Genomic DNA, 21,281 nt, shown 5'->3' with positions numbered 1-21,281 from the left:
ACTAAGTGAGACCTTCCTTATGCAGCAACATCTCGTACATTTCCCGGATCATTTCAATCGCTTCCTTTATGTCCAGCTCCAAGGTGTGCGAGTTCAGAAGTGTTCCGATGCCGATTAAATAGATCATGAGCTTTAAGAAAATGCGCTTGAGTTGCTCGACAGATACATTCTGTAACCGTCTGCTATATCGCATATAGAACGTAGTTAACTCTTCGCCCAGAAACTGATCTGTGTGAGGGTTATATTGCCGATAACCTGATAGATACAAGGCTCGAAATAGCTGCTTCTCGTTCTGTGCAAAGTACAGGAAACCGATGGTCAGGTTCAACGCAGGGGAATTCGCATCGTCCTTATACTCCACCATACTGTGACGGGCAAATTCGGCAGCCTTGTCATACACGTTTGATTTCAACTCTTCGATGTTATTATAGAGACTATAGATCGGTTGGGTGGAACAATGGAGCGCCTGAGCAACGTTTCGTGCAGTTAGCGCCTCCAAGCCTTGGGTCCGTACAAGCTCAAAGGCGGCAGATAATACTTTGTCCTGCGTAATGTCGGATTTGGGTGGCATTTCTGTCTCCTCCCCTTGTTAATAACATATGTTATATAACGTATGTTATTATGAGTGGATTCATGTGTCAAGTGTACATCCGGGATGAGATTTTTCATATTTAAAATTTTCAATAAAAAGAGGCGTCCCTCCCAATGTACTTTGGGTATGGTCGCCTTATATCAATCAAAAGATAGCTCCAGAGTGCTTATTCCTTTTCTTTTTGCAGTTCCTCTAATTCAGATGAGGTTAGCCCGGTAGCTTTGATAATGGTATCTTGATCAAGCCCCAAATTGAGCATATTCATTGCGATTTTCCGCTTGCTCTCAGCTTCACCTTCTTTAATTCCTTCTTTGATGCCTTCTTTGATGCCTTCTTCGATTCCTTTTTGGATTCCTTTTTGGATTCCTTTTTGGATACCTTCCTCCATGCCTTTCTTGAGCCCCTCTTCTCGCGCGCCCTCAATCATGGAAACTTCATCCCACAGAAATTTCTGACGGTCAATATATTGTTGACGTGCTTGCTCATCCTGGCTCAGAAACTCCAATACACTCATGGCTTTTTTCAACGCCGGTTCCGGTTCGTGCATCAATAACGCCTCCCAGCTTGATCTAGTCATTCCTTTCAAAAATAACAGCCAGCGCACCAATCCATTCTTCATTAGAATATTTTCATCATTCAGCTTAGGTATTTCCATAAAATGAATCTCTATAACATCCGTCAAAGGAATATTGGTATGGTCTTCTCTTAAATGAAATACGTTGTGGTACTGGTCATTAGCAAGCATTTTGAAATTAACAATGTTTATCGCAACGCATTTTTTGAGTTGGCTATATCTCTGTCCCTCAAGTAATTGTCCGGAGTATTGTTTACCCCAATAGAACAAAGTCCTCTTCTCTAAATCATACTGATTAAACAACTGCATTTCAACATTAATTAGCTCACCTTGATCTGTTTTGGCCCGTATGTCCAGAATGGACTGTTTATCTCTCGGGGTATCCTTGTCCAAATAAGGGTTGATCAACACAATGTCGGTCAGTAAGGATTCACCTGCATTTTTGAAGGTGTGATTCAGAAAAGCCAAAAGCACATCCTTATTCTCTTCACTTCCAAAAATTCGTTTGAATACATAATCGTTCTTGGGATCAAGCAACTCTGTCATCATTATTCACTCCTACGTGCAAAATGAACAGGATATATCTGCTGAAGTATTAGCAAATATAAGGATGCGAACATAAACTAGATGTTAGCTCATTATAACACGCATCGCCATATAAAATTAGCGTATTTACGTAATTTTTGGTCAAAAAAAGAGACTGTTCCGAGTGATCGAAACAATCTCCATACATGCTAATTCCCAGCCGCTTCGCGAATCTGGTACGTGCATTTTTTGCCGCCCTCTGCATAACATTCGGTGCGTTCCACATCAGCCTGTAGCAATGAACGGAACAGCTCCAGTTCACAACGGCAAGCCTGTTTATAGACACTCGCTACCTGCACAATGGGGCAGTTCAGCTCGGTAAGCACATAGGTGCCATCCTCTTCCTTGGAGGCATCCGCCATATATCCGTTTGCATTCTGTATACGCGCGAGTTCCTCGACACGTCCGGCCAGATCCTGACCTTCCATCTGCGGCTGTCCGCTGCGAAGCAGCTTGTCCCGACGGCTCTCGAACAATGCATCCACGACACCGCTGCCCGCTGAATCCGACAGTTCCTCCAGCAGCTCCAGGGTTAGTGATGAATATGATTTTGGGAAAAAGCTATCCCCGCGTACCGTCAGATGGTACACAGCCGATGGACGTCCTGCTGTCGCTCTGGCTTCCCGAACTTCTATCCATCCATCCTGCTCCAGTGCCGTGAGGTGACGGCGAATCGCCATGCCGGTCAGACCAAGCTCAGCTGTCATTTCCCTTGCGGTCATTGTGCCTTGCTGCTTCAGCATGAACAAAATCCGTTCACGCGTCGTTCGTTCCTCTTCGCGCTTCACGTTCAGCACCTGCTCTCCCTGCTTATGCGGTTACCGGTGCTGCCTCCCGGCAGGCATCCGAGCAAAAGCGGTTATGCGTCTCTTCGCAATCCTCACAGCATACATGCTGCAGGTTGCAGGTTGGACAATTAATATAACGGTCATGTGTCGTTCCACAGTGATAACAGCTAGCAATCACGATATCTTCATCCGTCCGGTTAATCGGCACGGAAATACGCTCGTCAAATACATAACATTTGCCATCAAACAGACGACCTTGTACCTCATCGTCCTTACCATAGGTAACAATTCCGCCATCAAGTTGTGCCACGTCCTGGAAACCTTCGTTAATCATGAACCCAGTCAGCTTCTCACAACGGATGCCGCCAGTACAGTAGGTAATGATCTTTTTGTCCTTCATGTCACCCAGGTTCTCCCGAATCCATTCCGGAAACTCGCGGAACGACTCAACGTCCGGACGAATCGCACCTCGGAAATGACCAATTTCGTACTCGTAGTCATTACGGCCGTCAATTACAATAACATCCTCCTGTTGAAGATGCTCGTAAAATTCTTTTGGGGACAACCGTTTACCGCTAATGACGTTCGGGTCCAATTCTTCGTCCACACGGAACGTAACCAGCTCGGCTTTGTGACGAACAAATATTTTTTTGAACGCATGCTCTTCGACATCATCAATCTTAAATACCATATCGCTGAACAGCGGGTTGGCATGCATATCCTTCATATACTGTTCGGTTTGCTCTGGTGTACCGGATACAGTACCGTTGATGCCTTCCGAGGCAATCAGAATACGGCCTTTTACCCCCAGGTCCTTACAGTATTGCAGATGCTCTTGCGTAAACGTTTCAGGGTCTTCAATCTTCACGAACTTATAATATAAAAGCACGCGGTACGCGCTGTTACACATGTGTATCACCTGTTCCTATTCCATGTTGTTATTGGCCGGATCATCCGACAAGACTACAACGTTGCAACCTTGCTTATTAAAAAGAAAAGAAACAGCCGTCCGAAACAATGTCTCGAACTGCTGCTTTGAACATTCGACTTTTATTCCTGCATTCTAGTTTATCGGAAGCGGAATAGCTTAGTCAATATAAATGTATAGAAAGGGATGAAAGTTATGGAACATATTTTACATATATGATGTGCATCTGGAAAATCCGAAGAATTATTTTAAATTTGGACGAAAAATTTATTTTTTTTTGAATAGGGATCATTTAAACTAAGCTCATCCTTATATGGCCTACCCCTGTGAAATTAGAAAGTGCAGTAGACAGAACTAAGCATAACGTAAACATATTTGTTAGGAAAGCGGGTGTAAAATTGGTACGTTTATCACTATTCAAGAAAATAAGCATCATCGGGCTGGTATTCCTCATTGGACTGAGTGGCCTGTGGAATCTTTCGAGCATTGTACAGCCGGCGCACGCTGCGGCAGCAGTTCCCTATGTTGGTGAGATCCGTTTATTCCCGTATAGCGCCGGCCCGACAGGATGGATGCCCGCCAGAGGACAGACGCTCTCTATAGACCAAAATACAGAGCTCTACTCGCTGCTAGGAAATAACTATGGCGGTGACGGAAAATCAACATTTTCCTTACCTGACCTTACCCACGCTGCACCAGAAGGGATGGGCTATTACATAGCTATGAATGGTACATTCCCTCCCCGAAACACAGACCATCCATTCAGCCAAAATGCGGTGTTAGGCGAGGTTCGCCTATTTCCTTATGCCTACTCTCCTACGGGTTGGTTATCTGCTGATGGCCGGAGCGTTAATACATCCGTATACTCGGCTCTATATGAAATGATTGGTACAACCTACGGATCAGACAAACCGGATGAATTCAAGCTGCCTAACCTCCCAGAGATTAATGGTGTACATTACGCTATATTTACGGACCCAACCAACCAAGCCGAGAAAGGTACAGGTAATGAGTTCATAGGTGAGATTATTCCCATGTTAGTCAATCTTCCGTTAAAAAACTGGATATTGGCGAATGGTTCCACTCTTACCACCAACAATAATCAGCCCCTGTTTAGTCTATTGGGCACCAAGTTTGGCGGCAATGGTTCGAGCGAATTTAAAGTGCCCAATCTGAATGGCAGCCAGCCTGACCTCGTATATTACATTTCAAATGAAGGAACATTCCCCATTTTAGACGGTGTGCGACTTCCAGTAGCAGCCGAAGACACCTATACCACCAACTCAAACTCGGCTTTGGTTGTGCCTGCGCCTGGTTTGCTTGCCAATGATAGCGATGCATCTTCCGTTATTTTGAAAAGTGGCCCGATGAACGGAACACTGGTACTGCATGCGGATGGAGCGTTTACTTATACTCCAAGCACCAATTATGTGGGCAGCGACAGCTTCACCTACAGTGCCAAGAATCAATGGGATACAAGTATTCCAGTGTTAGTGACCATAACCGTTAAGCAAAGCATCCCCCCAATAGTCAGCGGTGTATCAGACGGCGGATTATATAATCATACGGTGACACCAACCTTTGATAACGGTACGGCTACGCTGAATGGCGCTGCATTCACGAGTGGCACTACAGTAATGGCCGACGGCGTTTATACTTTGGTGGTGACCAACAGTATTGGCAGTACAACGTTGACTTTTTCCATTGATACAGCAGATCCTGTTGTATCGGGTGTCACCGATAATGGAAAATACAATGAAGGCCCAACAATCACTTTTAATGAAGGAACAGCCACTCTGAACGGTTCACTCTTCAGCAGCGGAGAAACGGTCCAATCTGAAGGAGAATATGTACTGATTGTTACCGATAGTGCAGGCAATACCACAAGCCTACATTTCAGTTTTTATACACCGCGTACTGTAATGTTTAACAGTAACGGTGGTTCTGAAGTAACCGAACAAACGGTATATTACGGTGACAAGGTTATTGTTCCAGCAGATCCAACTAAAGCAGGATACACTTTCGCTGGCTGGCATAATGACTCAGCTTTGAACCAAGCTTTCGATTTCAATAATACAACTGTCACCCACAATCTCACCCTGTATGCGAAATGGATGGTCAACTCCTATACCGTTAACTTCGAAACTAATGGTGGGTCAGTGGTTCCTGATCAGACAGTCACGTATGGTGAGTTGGTGAAAGCTCCTGACGTTCCAACCAAAGCAGGACACACTTTCGCTGGCTGGTATACTGAGCCTGAATGGAGTACGCCATTTGACCTGAATACTAGATCGATTGTCCAGGACACCACATTGTATGCAAAATGGACACCAAACACATATAAGGTAACGTTCAATACACTTGGAGGATCAGCAGTATCCGATGCAGCTGTTGAATACGAAAAGAAACTTTCAGCACCTGCTTCGCCAAGCCGTTCTGGCTATACGTTTGCAGGCTGGTATGCAGACCCCGAGTTGAAAACTCCATTCAACTTTACTCAAACAGAGATCACATCCGATCTGACCTTATATGCCAAATGGAGTGTTAATTCCACGCCACCATCAGGTGGTAATGATGGTAACAGCAGCGGCGGCGGCTCTGGTAACCAGAATAACAACGGGTCGAGCAGTACCCCTTCGCCGCCTGATACCATAACCCATTCGTCCACGAATGGACGTTTAACACTTGCAGCGGGGCACGCCGGGCAATTAAGTTTGGGCAATGACATTATGATATCCATCCCTGCCGGGGCGATGAACCAGGAACTCAAGGTTACCATTGAACAGATTGCAGATCCTTCTGCCTCGCTGACCCACCAGGTCCAGCTGCTCAGCCCGGTATATGAACTGCTCAAGAACGCTCCTCAAAACTTCACTGTGCCCGTAACCATAACCCTGACATTTGATCCATCAAAGTTGCAGAGCAATCAGCAGGCTAAACTATTCTACTTTGATGAAGAAAAACAGGTTTGGCTTTCCGCTGGTGAACCTACTGTGGAAGGCAAGCACATTCGGGTGAACGTAGATCATTTTACCAAATTCGCCGTGTTGGCGGTTGATCAGCCCAAAGAGCCAGCAGACATTTCGTTTCATGATGTCGAAGGACACTGGGCGAAAGAAGTCATCCAGCAAGCTACTCTTCAAGGCATCGTTAAAGGATATGCTGATGGAACATTCAAGCCGGATGCATCCATTACACGTGCAGAGTTTACGGTGATGCTGATGAATACCCTGAACACAGAGTACACGGAAGCGACATTATCTTTTACCGATCGTTCAAACATAGGAGCTTGGGCACAGTCTGCTGTAGCGCGTGCTTTACAGGCGGGATTTATTCAAGGAGACTCAAAAGGGGCTTTTCGCCCGAATGAAGCTGTCACTCGTGCAGAGATGACTGTCATGGTCGCCAACGCCATGCAATTAAAGGCAGACTCTGGCACCCAATCATCCTTTGCAGATGATGATCAGATTCCGTCCTGGGCCAAAACAGCTGTTGCTGGCTTGCAAAAGTTCGGGCTACTGAACGGCAAAGGGTTGAACTCCTTTGCTCCTAGAGACAACACTACACGTGCAGAAGCGGTTAAATTATTGCTGAGCATGCCAAAATAAAAAACATAGATAAAAGCCTGCGTTCTGGCAGTACCCTTTCGAAGTTTGAGAGGGGCTCCATAAAACACAGGCTCTTTGTTTTTCTAAGAATACTGAATGGCATTCGCAATAAGCATAAATACAATACCCATAGCGATCCACATCACCATCAGCGGCCAGAAGAATCTAACCCATTTCTGATACGGAATACCGGATACCGCGAGACTGCCCATCAATGCTGAAGACGTTGGCAAAATCATGTTGGTAAAACCGTCTCCGAACTGGAACGCCAGTACGGCAGTCTGACGGGTAACTCCGAGCAGGTCCGATAATGGAACCATAATCGGCATCGTTGTTACGGCCATACCTGTACCCGAGGTGATGAACACGTTCATGATATTTTGGAAGAAGTACATACCCAATACCTGCACGGAGGACGGCAATTCGCCAACCGCTGTAGACATCCCGTATACTACGGAGTCAATTACGTTGCCTTGATCGAGGACAACCATAATTCCTCTCGCCAGACCGATGATAAAGGCACCATAGGCAATGCCACTTGCACCTTTGACGAATTCACTCGCAATTCGGCTAGGACCGAACCCGGAGACAAGACCAGCGATCACGCCCATGCTCAGGAAAAGAGCCGCCAGTTCTTCCATCCACCAGCCTTCTTTGGACACACCCCAGATTAACAGGGCAAAGCCAGCTACAATTGTAATGATGGTCAGAATATGTGTGATGCGAATCGTTGGCAGTTTGTTCAGGTCGACCGCAGGTGTATCTGCTGCCTGCTCCTGTTCCAGCTCATGCACCAAACCGCGAGTTGGATCAGACTTCACTCTGGACGCGTACCGCATAATATAGATACTTGTCACGGCGATGAGGCACACCAGTATAATGGCGCGCAGCCACATGCCCGAGAAGATCGGTACTTCTGCAATGGCTTGAGCCAGTCCCACATTGAACGGATTAAGCAATCCCGCGGTAAAACCACACGAGGCCCCCAGCGAGATCATCGCCGTACCCGTTAAAGCGTCATACCCCAGCGCACGCGCAATGGCGATCCCGATTGGTACAAAGACCATGACCTCTGTGGACATCCCCATCGTAAAGCCACCAACTGAGAACAAGGTGATGAATACCGGGATGACCCATAATCCTTTATTCGCGAACGAACGGGCTACCCTACCTGTAAGAGCTTCAATCGTTCCCGTGCTCGTAATGATCTGAAATGCTCCGCCGATGATGAAAATAAAGAATACAACGTCCGCAGAATCAACCAGTCCGCGAACGATAGACTTGGGAATATCCCATAGTCCCGTTGGATTGGCCTCTACATGATGGTAAGAACCCGGAACGAGCAAAGATTTGCCTGTCGCCTCATCCTTGACCCGATCAAATTCCCCAGCGGGAATAATGTAGGTCAGCACGGTAGCTACCAGCACCAAAATGAACAAAATGACGAAGGTGTGAGGCATTTTGAACCATGTACGCCGTTGTTGTGTTTGTTTTGTTATGTTTTCCAATTCATCATCCCTCGTCCTTCTGTTGTTTCCATGCTTCAAACTCATCCCGTACCTGCTGCAATGCTGCCTTGTCTGCGTACAGGTCGAACGCTGTCAGTGCAAGGGCCTTCGCCGCACGGTTTAGCTCAATCATGCCTTCCTCTGCTCCGGCAAGCCGGGCAAATTCAGGTGTGTGTGTTGTCGCATCTCCTAACCGAATATACGGATGGATCGCGGCTGTGATCTGGCTTACGTTACCAATATCCGAGGAACCCACACCGCCTGTTTGCGGTGGATCATGCACTTCAATGCCCATATCCTCCAGGTTCTGCTGGAACAGACCCGCCAGAGTTTTGTTGTTATTCCGCTCGGCATAGATCAGACCTTCTGTAATATCTACCGTAGCGCCAACGCCTTCCGCAGCATGGCGCACGACGCGGTAAACTTTGTCCATGACGACTTTCAGTTCTTCAACGGTCTTCGCCCGAATGATATATACGGCTTCAGCCAGCTCAGGCACCACGTTGGGCGCATCTCCACCCTTGGTAATAATCCCGTTCACCCGAACGTCATCCTTCAAATAAGGACGGAGTGAATTTATTCCCGCGTACGCGTTGACCAAGGCATCTAGCGCACTAATGCCCTTCTCAGGAGATGAGGCAGCATGTGCCTGTTTGCCGTGGAACGTAAAGGTTGCGTCCACACAAGCCAGCGCACCTCTCAGTACCATCGTTTTTTGCTGCGGGTGACACATCATGACGGCATCCATCTCATTGAATACGCCATCGTTCACCATAATGATCTTACCGCCGCCCTCTTCTTCAGCCGGTGTGCCAAGAACGATGATCCGTCCCGGAAGATCAGGGCAAGCTTCCTTGAGCGCCAGTGCTGCACCTACAGCAGAGGTTCCGATCAGATTGTGTCCGCAGGCATGTCCGATGCGGGGCAGTGCATCATATTCAGCGAGCAGTGCAATCGTGGGTCCACCTGGCTGGCCTTCCCATACAGCTCGGAACGAGGTGTCGAGGCCTGAAATGCCTTTTTCCACCTGAAATCCGGCTGCTTCCAGCGGTTCGGTTAACCATTGTTGTGCTTGGACTTCCTGAAAGCTAAGTTCAGGGTTAGCGTGAATGCGCAGCGATAATTCCCGCAAGTCGGGGTCCAGCCGATCTACAGTTTCTTTGATTTTTTGCTTCATATGAGCTGGGTCAGGATACATATTGTTTGGCCGCCTTTCTCCAATTACAGCATTTCTATATTCAATTCAATCGAATAAATATACAATCAGATTGGATATATTGTATGTGCGGCCAAGCCATAAGTAAATTCAAAAAAATTAAGGAATAGCCCATAAAAAATTTTATGGACTCGCTAGATCATGACATATGAATATCATTAGATGTTAGTATAGGACTGGTTTATTTGCATGTTAGCTAAGACTAAACCGGTATACATTTTGATCTTATGTACATCCTTCGAACGGGTACTCCCTATGAAAACGACACTGTCCAATAGCAATAAATCACCCTTTTTCACAATAAAACACCGGATAATTATGCATAAAGCAATGCATCGATTCCGCTATGTCTGTACCTAGCTTCCGTCCACAACATGCTGTGTTCCATCCGTTTTCATCAAGTCAACAAAGCGACCCACCGTTGCCTGCTGCAGCACACTTTCCTTATACACCAACCACGTATTACGCCGCACTCCCTGTCCATTCTGTCGGATTAGCTCCTGCTGATGAAGGCCATCCGAAGCAGATACGAAAATGCCCGGAATAATCGCATAACCCAGCCCATAACGCACCATTTCCTTGCATGTCTCATAGCTGTCCACACGCATCGCTACAGTTGGTGAACATTCATAGCGCTCATACCACCAGGCCGCCACTCCCTCGCGGAATGGGCTCACGGGAGATCCACCCGTTTTCGTCAAGGGCTCCTGAAATGCGATTTGCGGAAGCTCGGGAAGTTCATCTAGATTGATGGGTTCACGGGATACAATGCAGACCGGTTCATCGTGCAGCAGATGTTTCCCCTCATACCATGGATGCTCCCCCCGTATGACACCTACCTGAATTTCATCCCGCATCAACAGTTCCATAACCTCCACACTCAGTGCACAGGTCACAGCAAACTGAACCTCAGGGTACAGCTCCTTGAACTGCTTCAATAAGGGAGGAAGCTTGTACAACGAATAATGATTGGCAATCCCGAGGCGCAGCGTTCCTTTGACTTCATTCCGAATGTTCGACAACTGCTCCTTGACCTGGTTAAGCTCATTGAGCATTTTACGGGCATAAATTGCGAGATGTTCTCCTTCGGGAGTGAACCTGGCGCCTTTTAACGTTTTATCGATAAGTGGCACGCCAAATTCCTTCTCCAATTGCTGCAAACGGTATGTCAAAGCCGGCTGGGTCATAAACATGCGCTCCGCAGCCTTGGTCAGACTGCTTTCCTCGGAAACGCTCAGCAGCAGACGGCAGTCCTTTTCATCCATGATCATGTTCCCCCTTCACTTCTCGTCTCTTCAGTATAACCCAGAAAACCAGCGTTACAGGTACAGAAAAAGCCCAACTCAATAGGAGTCAGGCCCGCCCTGCTGATTTGTTTCTTTTTCGATGATGATTTACTGCGAAATCGTAATGACCGAGGTGACAAAGTGGTACGATTCATTTTCCTGCACTGCCTGTGACAGCAAAATTCGGTTGCCCTCCGGACTCCAGCTCAACGGATCAGATGCGTTATCCATTTCGGCCGAGACCTGGAACTGCTCCGCCGATTCCGTATTGGAGACGAACAGCCCTTTCTCCTCATCACTCTCTGAATTGATCGTGTAGGCGATTTTGGAATCGTCACCAGACCAGCTCGTGCCGAAGATCTGCATGCCTCTGGCAAGTGTGGCTTTTTCATTCCCTTCCAGATCGGTTAGCACCAGCGCCCGTTTGGTATCGGCTGTTTTTTTCACAATCGCCAGTCTTGAGCCATCGTTGGACGGGATTACCCTCTCTACACTTTTCAACACCTGCTTCACTTCCCTGGTCTTCGTATCGTAGCTATTCAACTGTCCGTCCGTGCCTGTGATGTAGTAAATCACATTCCCTGAAACGCTGACACTGCTTACATTGAAGTTTCCCGTCTTGACCAGCGCTTTGGTCGTTCCATCTACACTTGCTGATATAATATCTCCATTCATGTTTGGAAAGACGACATGCTCCTGATCCAGCCATGCGCCTTCAAAAACAAATCCATCGTCCTTGCCCGCAGGTACCACTTCCCCGTTGTGCAGGTTCAGAATGAAGCCTTTGCCTGTCGATTCCTCTGGTTCTCTGTAAAAAATATACTGACTATCCGGTGACACCAGTGGTGAGCCCAGACTCGCTTCACTTTCCTTCACGGGTGTATCTGTGCCCTTCGTAAGATCATACATGTATAAGTTATGCGGATAACGTTTCTCACCCTCAACCGTGACAGGCTTCATGGACTCGTTTTCTTTATCCGACAAAATCAAGTCATTACTCAGCCACGCTACCCCGCGCATATTCGGCAGTTTATCGATTTTCTCCAGTTTAAAGCTCTGGTATACCGACGTATTTGTATTATCCTTCACCGTAATATCCGTGCCTGATTTCCCGTTCTGTGCATGATCCCCTGGTTTCGCTGTTCCCCCGCATGCTGTTGCCGATAATAGGACGATTGCCCCGAGCGTGCCCATAGCCGCCTGCTTCCAATTCATCATGGTCCCTCCTGAGTGCTTTCTATAGACCAAGCATACACATCGCATACTTCCAAAGTTATTCAGACTTGTTTCCAACTTGTAAACTTGAATGCGCCAAAGGGAAAACCAGCTGGAACGTTGTTCCTTCCCCATGTTTCGGATCGCCCGGCAACAATGTAATCGTACCGCCCTGCTTCTCTACAAATTGCTTGACGAGGGATAGTCCCAGCCCGGTGCCCCCGGTTTTTCTGGCCCTGTCTTTATTGACGGTGTAAAAGGGTTCAAAGATTTTCTCGCGCGCCTCATCCGGAATGGGCGTACCCGAGTTGAAGATGCGAATCACAGCTTGTCGCTCCTGCATTCGCAGTTCATTGCTTACCCGGATGACACCTCCCGGCACATTATATTTGATCGCATTATCCAACAGATTGATGAAAATATGCATGAGGCTCTCCCGATCACTGCGAATCACCGCAGGCAGTAACGCCAGCTCCATGTTCAGTCCAAACTTCTCGGCTTTGCCCCGCATGCGGCCACAGGCATCCTCCAGTAGAACTCGCACCTCCACGTCTTCTGCCTGATTCTCAAAATCATATTTCTCCAGGGCTGACAAATGTAATACCTTCTCAACCATCTCGTACAGCCGCTGGGTTTCCTTGCCAATATTGCTTGTGGCATCATCCAGCAATTGTGGATCATCCTTATACATGTCCAGCAGCTCCACATACGCCTTAATTGACGTAAGTGGCGTCTTGAACTCATGGCTGATGTTGCCGATATACTGTTTCTGCTGCTGCTCCAGGGCCTGAAGCTTCTCGATAGCGAGCTGGAGCTTCTGCTGCTCCGCATGCATGGCTTCAATATTTTGCTGAATCGATGTACTCATATAATAAATGCCCTGTCCCAGCTCACCTAACTCATCCTTGCGACTTACGGGTGATTTGGTAATATAATGCCCTTCACGAATGGAATCGGCAGACTTCTTCAAGCGGGTTATGGCAACGGCAAAGCGATTGTAGAAGAGATATCCCAGAATGAAGCTTAACCCAACAACCGCAATCCCCGCCCACATAAACAACTGAAGAATACGGGCATAAAATTCATGATAGCTCTGAACCGGATACTGCATGCGCACAACACCCATCTGTCCATCCGGGCCGTCGAGCGGTGCCATATATAGCAGGGTATCCCCCTGTTCGTGGTAAGCAATTTTATTTTGCAGCGCATAGTTCAGCGTCGCTGTGATATCTGGACTTTCTTCAGACATGATCGATGAACCCACCTGCTGTCCCTTCATATCATAAAGCGCGATGGGCAGACCTGTGGAGCTTGCAAGCTCCTGCGCCAGCCTGCGGCCATTTTGCTGTAAAAAAACCTCCTGCTCCAGACGAACAGACTCGGTATAGTACGACTGCCGCACATTCAGATTCACCAGACGGGTCTGCTGAGACAAAATGGTCTCGATCTGCGTCTGCTGGTTGCGCTCAATACCGCGCAGTACAAGAGAACTGAGCACAACAACGGTCAGGATCAGCAAGGCGGCCAGAAAAACGCTGAACTTCAGCTTGATGCTGACTCTCATACCAAGCCGCCCGGTTCAGGGGCTGAGGCCTTATAGCCAATGCCGTATACCGTCTGCAATTTTTGCTGGTCGGTATCGCCGATCTTTTTGCGCAGCCGCTGAATATGAATATCCACCGTGCGTGTGCCCCCGGCATATTCCATGCCCCACACCCGGTCCAGCAGATCATCCCGCGTGTATACACGCTCAGGGTTGGACATCAGAATGGTCAGCAAGTCGAACTCTTTTGGCGTCAGATCCAGCTTCTCCTCATTCACCGTCACGGTGCGGTGAGCGATATGGATGCGCAGTGTACCATTGACGATTGCCTGATTCTTGGGATCATCAGAGGGTGGACTGCTTTTCTCTACACGACGCATCAGTGCCTTTACCCGGGCGAGCAGTTCGCGGATCTCAAACGGTTTAGTCATATAATCATCCGCCCCCATTTCCAGGCCAACGATCTTATCCACGATGTCATTTTTGACGGTGAGCAAAATAATGCCGATATCCTCCCGATCCTCCAGCCTGCGGCATACGCCGTATCCGTCCAGTTTGGGCATCATCACGTCCAGAATCATGACCTGCGGATGGAATGAGGCCACCTTGACCAGCGCTTCTTCGCCGTCATTTGCTGTCTCTACTTCATATCCTTCACGCCGCAGCGCGTAAGCAATGGCACTGACGATGCTTGACTCGTCATCCACGACCAGCACTTTTTTATTCATCGGAATCATCCTCTATATCTGTCATGAGTTATCGTATTCTTTGGATCTATGTTAACAAGGTATCGCCTGATTAGCTATGGAGGACTTTACGAATTGAGGGAAAAACGTGAGAAATGCCTGTATCCTCTCAGCTTGGACTTCGCTCCACTTTTTTTATACCCCAAACACAACAAAAAGAGCCAACCCGTAATTGGATTAGCCCTGGAAAGTGTAAATCCAGTTTCACATCACTGCTTAGGCAGCAGCTTTTTAATTTCCTCTGCAGAGAGTCCGGAGGCTTTCACCACAGCAGACATATCTACGCCAAGTGCAAGCAGCTCACGCGCCATTTCCACTTTACCCTCTACTCTGCCTTCTACTTTCCCTTTGGCCTCACCCTCAGCACGTGCACCTTCTATCATCGACTTTTCATCGCTTAATGCTTTCATCCGTGCATCATAAGCCATTCTCGTAGCTGCATCCTGACTCAGAAATTCCAGCGTGTCCATCGCCTTTTTTAGCATCGGTTCATTCATCGCCAGCACCTCCCAGTTTGATGGATCAATCCCTTTTAAGAATAAAAGCCAGTTCACCAGACCGCCCTTGTCCATGGGGACAGGGTGTTGATCCAGTTTGGTCAATTCCATCACATGAATTTCTATATCATCTGTCAAACCAATACCTGTATGATCTTCGCGTAAATGAAAAACATTGTGATATCGCTCATTGTCCAGACATGAGTAATTTAAAATATTTATCGTCACACATTTTTTCAAAAGATTATAGTTTTCGCCCTTCTTGATCTGGTGAGAGTACATTTCGCTCCAGTAGAACAGCGTCCTTTTTTCCATATTATACGGATTAAACAGCTGCATCTCAATGTTGATTAACTTGCCCTCCACCGTACGCGCTTTGATATCCAAAATGGATTGTTTATCTTCCGGACTATCTTTGTCCGTAAACGTGTTAATAAGTGTAATCTCCGTAAGAGGCGACTCACCGGTTTCAATAAACGTGCTGTTAAGGAAAGCTAACAAAACATCTTTACTTTGCTCACTTCCAAAAATACGTTTGAATACAAAATCCACTCGAGGATCGAGCAAATCCGTCATCCAGCATCAGCTCCATTCTTACCCAAGATTATATCATAATTCCCATACTTTCTTCAGCTTAACGTTGGACCTGCTTTCACATCTAATCACTCCTCAAAGGACAAATTCATTGGCTCGACCGACATCTCATACTCCGTCTCCATATGAGTCAATGGTTTATTCGGATCAACCTCTTCGAAGCGGAACCTATTCACCCACACTTTGCCTTGCCGTTCAAAATAACCCCGAATGAGATGACCGCACTGCCCTGCGGAACACCCGATGATAATGATAGGGTGACAGGAGAACTTCAGATGCCGCTTCTTCAAGCCCAATATCCTCGTACAGATTCGTTTCAATTAAGTAGAGACTTTGCTGAATCAATTCACTGTATGAATTCAAATAAAGTACAGCCCCTTTCCATATCCTTACTATACGTGAGGCTGCACATCTCGTTTTGATCATTTTTGCTAAATTGTTCTGGGGACAAGCTCCGATACAAACCGCGCCCATGATCTGCACCTCTCCAAGGCAACAACGTAATGACGCACAAATTAACGAAAAAAGAGCCAACCATAAGGAGAAATGCTCCATCCCATGATTGACTCTTCTTGAATAAGACTAACGGCTCCAAGTGCGGAGCCTTTTTATTTCTATACCCCGATCAAATCGAAATTATTTTCCAAACCATCATTATACTGCTGGCACCGGCTGAGCTCCAACTTCCTCCTCATGATCCAACAGATCATGTTTCTCCCAAGCCCGGCTCTTCCAGCGGAAATACATAATGACAGCGCGTGTCCACTCGTCTGCGGCAATCGCAAGCCAGACACCGGCGAGCCCCATATGAAGCTTGAACACCAGCAGGTAGCCCAGCGGCAGACTCATGCAGACCATGGAGATCAGTCCCATGTATACCGGGAACTTCGCATCCCCTGCGGCTCGTAGCGAACCAATAATCACAATATTGCAGGTTCGCCCGGTCTCCAGCAGAAGACTGAGCAGGATGACCTGTGCGCCCAGCCTGATAATTTCCGGATTATCCGTGAACACACTCATCAGCGGAACACGGAAGAGAATAATAATCACATCGATCACAATGGTGGCGAGCAGCGCCCACTTCACACTGTCAAATACACGTTTGTATGCATCATTCTTGCGCCGCGCACCGACCAGCCGACCAACAATAATGGATGTCCCCATTCCGATCGCCATGCTGAATAGATAGATATAGCTTGAAATGTTACCCGCATATTGCCGGGTTGCCATCGCTTCAGCCCCCAGATAGGTCACGTACAGTGTGAAGACGAGCTGGCAGGACTGATACACAACGGATTCAAGCGCAGAGGGGATACCGATTCGTAATATTTTGCCAATAAACTTCTTCGAAAGGTTGATGTAATAGCCGAACTCCACCCTTACATCCATAACCCGATAGAGCAACCAGAAGAAAATAATCAAGCAGATCAGACGGCTTCCCACCGTAGAGATCGCTGCCCCTTCCACACCAAGCTTTGGCAAGCCGAAATGGCCAAAAATAAGGGCGTAGTTACCAACGACGTGAATCACGTTCATCAGAACAGAAACATACATTGTTTCTTTGGTATAACCATGCGTCCGAATCGTCGCGGCCAGCGCGTTAATCAGCGCCTGGAGGAAGATCCCGCCTCCGACAATACTTATATAAGAACGGGCAAAATCGTATATTTCACCTTGGATATGAAGCAGTGTAAGCAGATGACCTCCGAACAGAAGGAAGCTTCCGCTCAGAATCAGTCCGACAATTAGATTAAGCGTAATCGCATTACCTGTGACCTGTGCCGCCTCACTCAATTTCTTCGAACCAATATATTGTGCCACTACAATAGCAGCGCCATGTCCAATGACTTCCAGTACAAGAATCGCAATGGAGATAATCTGGTTGGCTGCTCCGACTCCGGATACTGCATTATCGGACACCGAACTGAGCATGAACGTATCCACGCTCCCCATCAACATAAACAAGAAGAGTTCCAGGAAAATTGGCCATGTTAGCCGAATCAGATTCAGATCCTTGGCATCCGAACGCAGGGACTCTTGGGTTGAGGATATTGCTGTCATTTTCTCACCTTTCCCGTGTGGGCTTTAATTCTTAGGGTATGTTAGCACAGGTAGTTTGAAAATGCAGTAGTTTTGCGAAAAAACTTGAAAGTTTTTTGAAATTCCAATAATAGGTATTTTCAGATCTTTCATTTATATAAATTGAACTAATATTATTTACACTTGCCACTCCGATGCCAGAACAACCTTCCGATCGCTGTTATCCTAGATTTTATTCCTTTCAATTTATCTAGCGCCGGGGCGATGAGCAAAAACCCTTACACATCCCTTTAGGATCGGGATATGTAAGGGTCTAAGGTTTAACTCATTTCGATGACAAGTATTTTATACGCAGGGCTTTAAACGTTTACTGATTATCCTTTTACCGATCCGGCAGCGATGCCCTCCACAATTCGATTGCTCAAGACGAGAAAAGCGATCAGGATCGGCAGGATGCTGATCATCAGTGTCGCACCAATCGCTCCCCAATCGGTTGTATACTGTCCAATAAAATTCTGCACCCCAACGGTCAGCGTTTTGTACGCATCTGTGCTAATGAACGTATTCACGAAGATGAATTCATTCCAGTCATAAATCATGTTGATAATCGCTGTCGTAGCGATCACCGAAGCTGTCATTGGCAGGACGATACGGAAGAAAATCCGATGAACAGAACAGCCGTCCATCACCGCTGCTTCCTCCACTTCCCGCGGAAGGGCGTAGTAGAAGCCAAGCAGAATCATAATCGTGATTGGCATATTAAACGCGATGTATGACAAAATGACCGACAATGGATGATCCGTAAGGTGAAGCTTCAGGAACAGGCTGAACAACGGAATCAGCGTAGAGTGCACAGGGATCATCATACCCACCATGAACAATCCGAGCACCAGAGAACGCCCTTTCCAGCGCATGCGGGTTATCGCGAAGGTGACCAGACTCGCGAACAGGACGGTGAACACAACGGATACCACCGTGATCCAGACACTATTGAAGAAATATAAACTGATGTTGCCTTCCGTCCACACCTTCACATAGTTCTCCCAACGCGGAGTCGCGGGAAGGGCAAACGGTGCCATATCGAATACTTCCTGATTGTTTTTTAGCGAGAACAGCAGCAGCCATATCAAGGGCAGAATCTGCAGCAGCGCCACCAAGATCAACAGGCTGTAGAGCAGGACATAGCCGAGCCTTCTCAGCACAGTGGGTCCTGTGCCTGTTCCCGGATAGGCTGGCAACCGAACCGCAGTATCGGTCTTCACAGGGATGAACCTCCTTTCATTTCACTTGACTCAAGAATACTGAATGGTGTCTTTGGATGCTGTAGCTTTCCGAAGCAGCCAGGTAACGACCAGACAGATCACGAGCAGGAAGAAACCAACGGCACTCCCATAACCAAAGTCGAATCCACGGAAAGCCTGATGATACATATAAGAAGCCATCACTTCACTGGAGCCATTCGGTCCACCGTCCGTCATCACATATATGAGGTCAAAGTACTTCAGCGAGCCAACGACAGCCAGCACGATCGTCACTTTGATCACTTCCGTGATCAGGGGCAGCTTGATGCGAAAGGCTATCTGCCAAGGGCTTGCTCCATCAATCCGCGCTGCTTCAATCAACGATTCCGGGATATTCTTGAGCGCAGCATAGTAGATCAGAATATAGAATCCGGCATACTGCCACAAGATCGGTACGAACAGGGCATACAGCACCAGGGATGGCTCCGCCAGCCAGGCTGGCGGATTGGCAACCCCGATTGCTTCCAGAAAGGTGTTTAACACACCATTGCTGGGATGGTAAATCTTTAGCCACAGCTGTGCGATTGCTACAGAGGACAGCAGCATAGGAATCAGATATATTTTCCGAAACAGGTTGGCTCCCTTAATTTTTCCTGACAACACCAGGGCAATCATAAGATAACCGATCAGACTCAGTGCAGAGAACAAGGCCAGCAAAAAGGTATGATATGCACTCTGCCAGAACGTTGCGTCATGAAGCAATCTTGCATAATTTTCAAAACCGATAAAGGTCATTGCGCCGATCCCGTCCCACTGCATCAATCCGTAATATCCGGTCAGCACGATCGGGATATAGATCAGTACCAATAACAGCAGCAGTGCGGGAAGCACGTACAACGCAGCGACTAAACGGTTGGACATGACTTTATCCATACAATATCCTCCCTATGAGCGTTGTACGTTAGTTGCCTTTATCAATGGCTTCCTGATGATTCTTCACAAATTCCTCAGGAGTGACCGCTTTTCCGAACAACGCCTGGATCATGTCCAGATGGACTTGAGCTGCGGTCGGTTTCATCTGCACGTCGGCGAATAATGTCAGGCTGCTGGCCTGATTCAATTCATTCAGCAGGTCAGTGTAAAGCTGCGGCAGTTTTACTTCGGCTGTATCCACTTTTGTTGCCGGAATTACACCCGCCTCGGTTACAGAGCTTTCGCCCCATTTTTCGACAAAATATTGAACAAATTTTTGAGCTTCATCCTTCACCTTGGAGTTCTGTGCGACGAACAAGCCTACACCCGGGCCGCCAACCCAACTGTTAATATCGCTTTTGCCAACATCCATTGTCGGGAATTTGAAAAATCCGATTTTATCCTTGAACTCCTGCGGGACATCCGGATTGGTGGTATAGTTCGGCAGTTCCCAGGTGCCCATGAGGTACATGGCAGCTTTCTCATTCATGAATTCCGATTTACCTTCATCATTGGACAGGCCGTTGTAGCCTTTGTTAAAGGCGTTCATATCCACCAGCTTCTGTACTTCGGCTGCCGCCTGGATCAGGGCAGGATCGTCAAACTTGCCTGTGCCGTTGATGGCCTTCTCCAATGCGTCCCCGCCCAATCGATTGGCCAGATACATATACCAGAGAGATCCGGTCCATCGATCCTTGTTGCCGAGAGCGATGGGAACCACACCATTGTCTGTCAGCGTTTTCACAACATTCAGGAATTCATCATATGTGGCCGGGGGCTGCAGATTATATTTGGCAAAAATGTCTTTGTTGTAATAGATCGGAGATATGTTCAATTCAATCGGGAGCGCATAGGTTTTGCCGTCTACGGCATACGCTTCGGTTGTTCCGGCAATGAATTTTCCTTCGAGCGAACCACTCAGGAGGTCATCCAGCGGAGCAAACAGATTGCCCTTCACATAAGGCTCCAAAAAACCCGCTGCCCATGTTACGCCTACATCCGGGAGTTCATTGGATGCGGAAAGGATTTTCAATTTGTTCTTATATTGCTCATTCTCCAGCACTTCCTGTTTGATGGTCACGTTGGGATGATCGGTCTGGTACTGTTTGATGATCTCGTTGACCAGCTTATTCTGCTGTGCAGAGCTGCCTGCTGGCCAAAGATGCATAAACTTGAGGGTCACTTTTCCGTCAGAGCCACTACCGCTCGCTTCACCCTCTCCGTCAGAACCTGAATTGCTGCATCCGGATAAAAACACGGCGAGGATAAGTGTCAATGTCAGTAGCATTGCTATTGGCTTTTTTCTCATATTCCTAACCCCCTGTAATGGTTATTCGGTTGATGTAAC

Annotated in this window: 17 protein-coding genes; 1 reads left to right on the top strand and 16 read right to left on the bottom strand. The window is 47.4% G+C overall.

What is annotated here, in order from left to right; genetic code table 11:
• Position 1: 1 nt before the first annotated feature.
• The 4 genes from HW560_RS07245 to HW560_RS07230 form a co-directional block, all read right to left on the bottom strand.
• Complete coding sequence (locus HW560_RS07245) at positions 2-571, bottom strand: TetR/AcrR family transcriptional regulator (RefSeq protein ID WP_179262557.1); 570 nt, start codon at positions 569-571, stop codon at positions 2-4.
• 187 nt (positions 572-758) lie between these two features.
• A complete protein-coding gene (locus HW560_RS07240; protein WP_179265751.1) occupies positions 759-1,712 on the bottom strand; it encodes an Rpn family recombination-promoting nuclease/putative transposase in 954 nt (317 codons plus the stop codon).
• A 188-nt stretch (positions 1,713-1,900) separates the two neighbouring features.
• Positions 1,901-2,548: a helix-turn-helix transcriptional regulator gene (locus HW560_RS07235; protein ID WP_177185822.1), complete on the bottom strand. Its 648-nt coding sequence runs from the start codon at positions 2,546-2,548 to the stop codon at positions 1,901-1,903.
• A 13-nt stretch (positions 2,549-2,561) separates the two neighbouring features.
• Positions 2,562-3,449, bottom strand: a complete 888-nt coding sequence (locus tag HW560_RS07230; protein WP_062321303.1) for an oxygen-dependent tRNA uridine(34) hydroxylase TrhO — start codon at positions 3,447-3,449, stop codon at positions 2,562-2,564.
• A gap of 416 nt (positions 3,450-3,865) precedes the next feature.
• Here HW560_RS07230 and HW560_RS07225 point away from each other — a divergent pair, with 416 nt between their 5' ends.
• Positions 3,866-7,075, top strand: a complete 3,210-nt coding sequence (locus HW560_RS07225; RefSeq protein ID WP_179262555.1) for an InlB B-repeat-containing protein — start codon at positions 3,866-3,868, stop codon at positions 7,073-7,075.
• An 83-nt stretch (positions 7,076-7,158) separates the two neighbouring features.
• On the opposite strand, the gene HW560_RS07220 is transcribed toward HW560_RS07225, so the two are convergent.
• The 12 genes from HW560_RS07220 to HW560_RS07165 all read right to left on the bottom strand — a co-directional run bounded on the left by HW560_RS07220 (position 7,159) and on the right by HW560_RS07165 (position 21,242).
• Positions 7,159-8,583: a YfcC family protein gene (locus HW560_RS07220; protein WP_256222239.1), complete on the bottom strand. Its 1,425-nt coding sequence runs from the start codon at positions 8,581-8,583 to the stop codon at positions 7,159-7,161.
• Positions 8,584-8,587: 4 nt separating this feature from the next.
• A complete protein-coding gene (locus HW560_RS07215) occupies positions 8,588-9,781 on the bottom strand; it encodes a M20 family metallopeptidase (RefSeq protein ID WP_090903217.1) in 1,194 nt (397 codons plus the stop codon).
• Between the two features lie 374 nt (positions 9,782-10,155).
• A complete protein-coding gene (locus HW560_RS07210) occupies positions 10,156-11,064 on the bottom strand; it encodes a LysR family transcriptional regulator (protein ID WP_179262553.1) in 909 nt (302 codons plus the stop codon).
• A gap of 129 nt (positions 11,065-11,193) precedes the next feature.
• Positions 11,194-12,303, bottom strand: a complete 1,110-nt coding sequence (locus tag HW560_RS07205; protein ID WP_179262551.1) for a hypothetical protein — start codon at positions 12,301-12,303, stop codon at positions 11,194-11,196.
• 55 nt (positions 12,304-12,358) lie between these two features.
• Complete coding sequence (locus tag HW560_RS07200; protein ID WP_179262549.1) at positions 12,359-13,864, bottom strand: sensor histidine kinase; 1,506 nt, start codon at positions 13,862-13,864, stop codon at positions 12,359-12,361.
• Positions 13,861-14,571 (bottom strand): response regulator transcription factor, encoded by a 711-nt coding sequence (locus tag HW560_RS07195; RefSeq protein ID WP_179262547.1) that lies wholly within the window; start codon positions 14,569-14,571, stop codon positions 13,861-13,863. Before HW560_RS07195 ends, HW560_RS07200 begins: the two co-directional genes overlap by 4 nt.
• Positions 14,572-14,798: 227 nt before the next feature.
• The gene (locus HW560_RS07190; RefSeq protein ID WP_090809149.1) at positions 14,799-15,662 is read right to left on the bottom strand and encodes an Rpn family recombination-promoting nuclease/putative transposase; all 864 of its coding nucleotides are present in this window, start codon (positions 15,660-15,662) and stop codon (positions 14,799-14,801) included.
• An 86-nt stretch (positions 15,663-15,748) separates the two neighbouring features.
• Positions 15,749-15,970, bottom strand: coding sequence for a hypothetical protein (locus HW560_RS07185; RefSeq protein ID WP_179262545.1), 222 nt, complete (start codon positions 15,968-15,970; stop codon positions 15,749-15,751).
• A 364-nt stretch (positions 15,971-16,334) separates the two neighbouring features.
• Complete coding sequence (locus tag HW560_RS07180; RefSeq protein ID WP_090903207.1) at positions 16,335-17,741, bottom strand: MATE family efflux transporter; 1,407 nt, start codon at positions 17,739-17,741, stop codon at positions 16,335-16,337.
• 353 nt (positions 17,742-18,094) lie between these two features.
• Complete coding sequence (locus HW560_RS07175; RefSeq protein ID WP_177185821.1) at positions 18,095-18,982, bottom strand: carbohydrate ABC transporter permease; 888 nt, start codon at positions 18,980-18,982, stop codon at positions 18,095-18,097.
• Between the two features lie 30 nt (positions 18,983-19,012).
• Complete coding sequence (locus tag HW560_RS07170; RefSeq protein ID WP_179262543.1) at positions 19,013-19,894, bottom strand: carbohydrate ABC transporter permease; 882 nt, start codon at positions 19,892-19,894, stop codon at positions 19,013-19,015.
• Positions 19,895-19,922: 28 nt separating this feature from the next.
• A complete protein-coding gene (locus HW560_RS07165) occupies positions 19,923-21,242 on the bottom strand; it encodes an extracellular solute-binding protein (protein WP_090903203.1) in 1,320 nt (439 codons plus the stop codon).
• Between the last annotated feature and the right edge of the window lie 39 nt (positions 21,243-21,281).

The organism is Paenibacillus sp. E222 (assembly GCF_013401555.1).
Classification (GTDB): Bacteria; Bacillota; Bacilli; order Paenibacillales; family Paenibacillaceae; genus Paenibacillus.
The sequence above is the reverse complement of the archived record's forward strand: the minus strand, read 5'-3'. Positions and strand labels throughout refer to the sequence as shown.